At 49.8% G+C, this 4,670-nt stretch carries 2 rRNA genes; both read right to left on the minus strand.

The annotated features are described in order from the left end of the window. Window positions 1–22: 22 nt before the first annotated feature. Window positions 23–2,912: ribosomal RNA gene (locus H5122_RS19945) — 23S ribosomal RNA — on the minus strand. Between the two features lie 299 nt (window positions 2,913–3,211). Beyond that, a 16S ribosomal RNA gene (locus H5122_RS19950) occupies window positions 3,212–4,670 on the minus strand; the annotation flags it as partial.

Raw genomic sequence — 4,670 nt, forward strand, 5'->3', positions numbered from 1 at the left:
CATAAAACGCGTTTGGCGTTGTATGGTTAAGCCTCACGGGTAATTAGTACAAGTTAGCTTAATGGCTCACACCACTTCCACATCTTGCCTATCAACGTTGTAGTCTTCAACGGCCCTTCAGAGACTTTAAAAGTCTAGTGAGAACTCATCTCGAGGCCTGCTTCGCGCTTAGATGCTTTCAGCGCTTATCAGTTCCGAACGTAGCTACCGGGCAATGCCATTGGCATGACAACCCGAACACCAGCGGTTCGTTCACTCCGGTCCTCTCGTACTAGGAGCAACCCCTCTCAATTCTCAAACGCCCACGGCAGATAGGGACCGAACTGTCTCACGACGTTCTAAACCCAGCTCGCGTACCACTTTAAATGGCGAACAGCCATACCCTTGGGACCGACTTCAGCCCCAGGATGTGATGAGCCGACATCGAGGTGCCAAACACCGCCGTCGATATGAACTCTTGGGCGGTATCAGCCTGTTATCCCCGGAGTACCTTTTATCCGTTGAGCGATGGCCCTTCCATTCAGAACCACCGGATCACTATGACCTACTTTCGTACCTGCTCGACGTGTCTGTCTCGCAGTTAAGCTGGCTTCTACCATTACACTAACCGTACGATGTCCGACCGTACTTAGCCAACCTTCGTGCTCCTCCGTTACTCTTTAGGAGGAGACCGCCCCAGTCAAACTACCCACCAGGCACTGTCCGTAACCCCGATTCAGGGGCCAACGTTAGAACATCAAAACTACAAGGGTGGTATTTCAAGGACGACTCCACAACAACTAGCGTCGCTGCTTCAAAGTCTCCCACCTATCCTACACATGTAGGTTCAATGTTCAGTGCCAAGCTGTAGTAAAGGTTCACGGGGTCTTTCCGTCTAGCCGCGGGTACACAGCATCTTCACTGCGATTTCAATTTCACTGAGTCTCGGGTGGAGACAGCGTGGCCATGGTTACACCATTCGTGCAGGTCGGAACTTACCCGACAAGGAATTTCGCTACCTTAGGACCGTTATAGTTACGGCCGCCGTTTACCGGGGCTTCGATCAAGAGCTTCTCCCTAAGGATAACCCCATCAATTAACCTTCCGGCACCGGGCAGGTGTCACACCGTATACGTCATCTTGCGATTTTGCACAGTGCTGTGTTTTTAATAAACAGTCCCAGCCACCTGGTCACTGCGGCTCCCGTCCGCTTAGAGAGCAAGTCTCATCACAGATAGGAGCGTACCTTCTCCCGAAGTTACGGTACGATTTTGCCTAGTTCCTTCACCCGAGTTCTCTCAAGCGCCTTAGTATTCTCTACCTGACCACCTGTGTCGGTTTGGGGTACGATTCCATATAATCTGAAGCTTAGAGGCTTTTCCTGGAAGTATGGCATCAACAACTTCATCACCTTAGTGACTCGTCTCGTGTCTCAGTCTTAATAGCAACCCGGATTTACCTAAGTCGCCAACCTACTCACTTTCACATGGACTACCAACGCCATGCTTGTTTAGCCTGCTCCGTCCCCCCATCGCAATTATATCGAGTACAGAAATATTAATCTGTTTCCCATCGACTACGCCTTTCGGCCTCGCCTTAGGGGTCGACTTACCCTACCCTGATTAACATGGGATAGGAACCCTTGGTCTTCCGGCGTGGGAGTTTTTCACTCCCATTATCGTTACTCATGTCAGCATTCGCACTTCTGATACGTCCAGCATACCTCCCGGTACACCTTCAACCGCTTACAGAACGCTCCCCTACCACTCAGAATAAATTCTGAATCCGCAGCTTCGGTGCATAGTTTAGCCCCGTTACATCTTCCGCGCAGACCGACTCGACCAGTGAGCTATTACGCTTTCTTTAAAGGATGGCTGCTTCTAAGCCAACCTCCTGGCTGTCTGGGCCTTTCCACATCGTTTCCCACTTAACTATGACTTTGGGACCTTAGCTGGCGGTCTGGGTTGTTTCCCTCTTCACGACGGACGTTAGCACCCGCCGTGTGTCTCCCGGATATTACTTTACGGTATTCGGAGTTTGCAAAGGGTTGGTAAGTCGGGATGACCCCCTAGCCTTAACAGTGCTCTACCCCCGTAAGTATTCGTCCGAGGCTCTACCTAAATAGATTTCGGGGAGAACCAGCTATCTCCCGGTTTGATTAGCCTTTCACTCCTAGCCACAGGTCATCCCCTAACTTTTCAACGTTAGTGGGTTCGGTCCTCCAGTTGATGTTACTCAACCTTCAACCTGCCCATGGCTAGATCACCGGGTTTCGGGTCTATACCTTGCAACTAATCGCCCAGTTAAGACTCGGTTTCCCTACGGCTACCCTATTCGGTTAACCTCGCTACAAAATATAAGTCGCTGACCCATTATACAAAAGGTACGCAGTCACCCAACAAGTGGGCTCCTACTGCTTGTACGTACACGGTTTCAGGTTCTATTTCACTCCCCTCACAGGGGTTCTTTTCGCCTTTCCCTCACGGTACTGGTTCACTATCGGTCAGTTGGGAGTATTTAGCCTTAGATGATGGTCCACCTATATTCAGTCAAAGTTTCACGTGCTCCGACCTACTCGATTTCACTTAAAATGTCTTTTCATGTACGGGACTATCACCCTGTATCGTGGCACTTTCCAGAGCCTTCCATTAACACATAATAAGCTTAAGGGCTGTTCCGATTTCGCTCGCCGCTACTTTCGGAATCTCGGTTGATTTCTTTTCCTACGGGTACTTAGATGTTTCAGTTCTCCGCGTTCGCCTCGTTAACCTATGTATTCAGTTAACGATACCTGCAAGCAGGTGGGTTTCCCCATTCGGAAATCCTAGTCTCAAGCGCTTTTTACTAGCTTGACTAGGCTTATCGCAAGTTAATACGTCCTTCATCGCCTCCAACTGCCAAGGCATCCACCGTGTACGCTTAGTCACTTAACCATACAACCCAAACGGGTCTTTGTTTTGTGACAGTTTAACTTCGCCAGAAGTTAATATTGAATACTAAAGTAGATACCAATCAATCAACTCATAAGAGTTAATCAAATGGCACTGAATGGTACTGCTACCATTCTTTTTTACTTTTGAAAACTCTTGATAAATAACAATGTTATTCATCAGAATTTTATTATCAGCTTTTCCAAATTTTTAAAGAGCATATTAATTAGTTATCCCGAAGGACAAGCACTAATTAACAATCATCTGTGTGGACACTACGAACAAATAAGTTCTAAATCGTATAAGGAGGTGATCCAGCCCCAGGTTCCCCTAGGGCTACCTTGTTACGACTTCACCCCAGTCATGAATCACTCCGTGGTAAACGTCCTCCCGAGGGTTAGACTATCTACTTCTGGAGCAACCCACTCCCATGGTGTGACGGGCGGTGTGTACAAGGCCCGGGAACGTATTCACCGCGTCATTCTGATACGCGATTACTAGCGATTCCGACTTCATGGAGTCGAGTTGCAGACTCCAATCCGGACTACGACGCACTTTAAGTGATTCGCTTACTCTCGCGAGTTCGCAGCACTCTGTATGCGCCATTGTAGCACGTGTGTAGCCCTACACGTAAGGGCCATGATGACTTGACGTCGTCCCCACCTTCCTCCGGTTTATCACCGGCAGTCTCCTTAGAGTTCTCAGCATTACCTGCTAGCAACTAAGGATAGGGGTTGCGCTCGTTGCGGGACTTAACCCAACATCTCACAACACGAGCTGACGACAGCCATGCAGCACCTGTATCAGAGTTCCCGAAGGCACCAAACCATCTCTGGTAAGTTCTCTGTATGTCAAGTGTAGGTAAGGTTCTTCGCGTTGCATCGAATTAAACCACATGCTCCACCGCTTGTGCGGGCCCCCGTCAATTCATTTGAGTTTTAACCTTGCGGCCGTACTCCCCAGGCGGTCTACTTAATGCGTTAGCTTTGAAAAACAGAACCGAGGCTCCGAGCTTCTAGTAGACATCGTTTACGGCGTGGACTACCGGGGTATCTAATCCCGTTTGCTCCCCACGCTTTCGTACATGAGCGTCAGTGTTGACCCAGGTGGCTGCCTTCGCCATCGGTATTCCTTCAGATCTCTACGCATTTCACCGCTACACCTGAAATTCTACCACCCTCTATCACACTCTAGTTTGCCAGTTCGAAATGCAGTTCCCAGGTTGAGCCCGGGGCTTTCACATCTCGCTTAACAAACCGCCTGCGTACGCTTTACGCCCAGTAATTCCGATTAACGCTCGCACCCTCCGTATTACCGCGGCTGCTGGCACGGAGTTAGCCGGTGCTTCTTCTGTCAGTAACGTCACAGCTAGCAGGTATTAACTACTAACCTTTCCTCCTGACTGAAAGTGCTTTACAACCCGAAGGCCTTCTTCACACACGCGGCATGGCTGCATCAGGCTTGCGCCCATTGTGCAATATTCCCCACTGCTGCCTCCCGTAGGAGTCTGGGCCGTGTCTCAGTCCCAGTGTGGCTGATCATCCTCTCAAACCAGCTAGGGATCGTCGCCTTGGTGAGCCATTACCTCACCAACTAGCTAATCCCACTTGGGCCAATCTAAAGGCGAGAGCCGAAGCCCCCTTTGGTCCGTAGACATTATGCGGTATTAGCAGTCGTTTCCAACTGTTGTCCCCCACCTCAAGGCATGTTCCCAAGCATTACTCACCCGTCCGCCGCTCGTCAGCAAAGTAGCAAGCTACT

The sequence above is a fragment of the Pseudoalteromonas sp. SG43-8 genome, assembly GCF_014164245.1.
GTDB classification, from domain to species: Bacteria; Pseudomonadota; Gammaproteobacteria; order Enterobacterales; family Alteromonadaceae; genus Pseudoalteromonas; species Pseudoalteromonas distincta.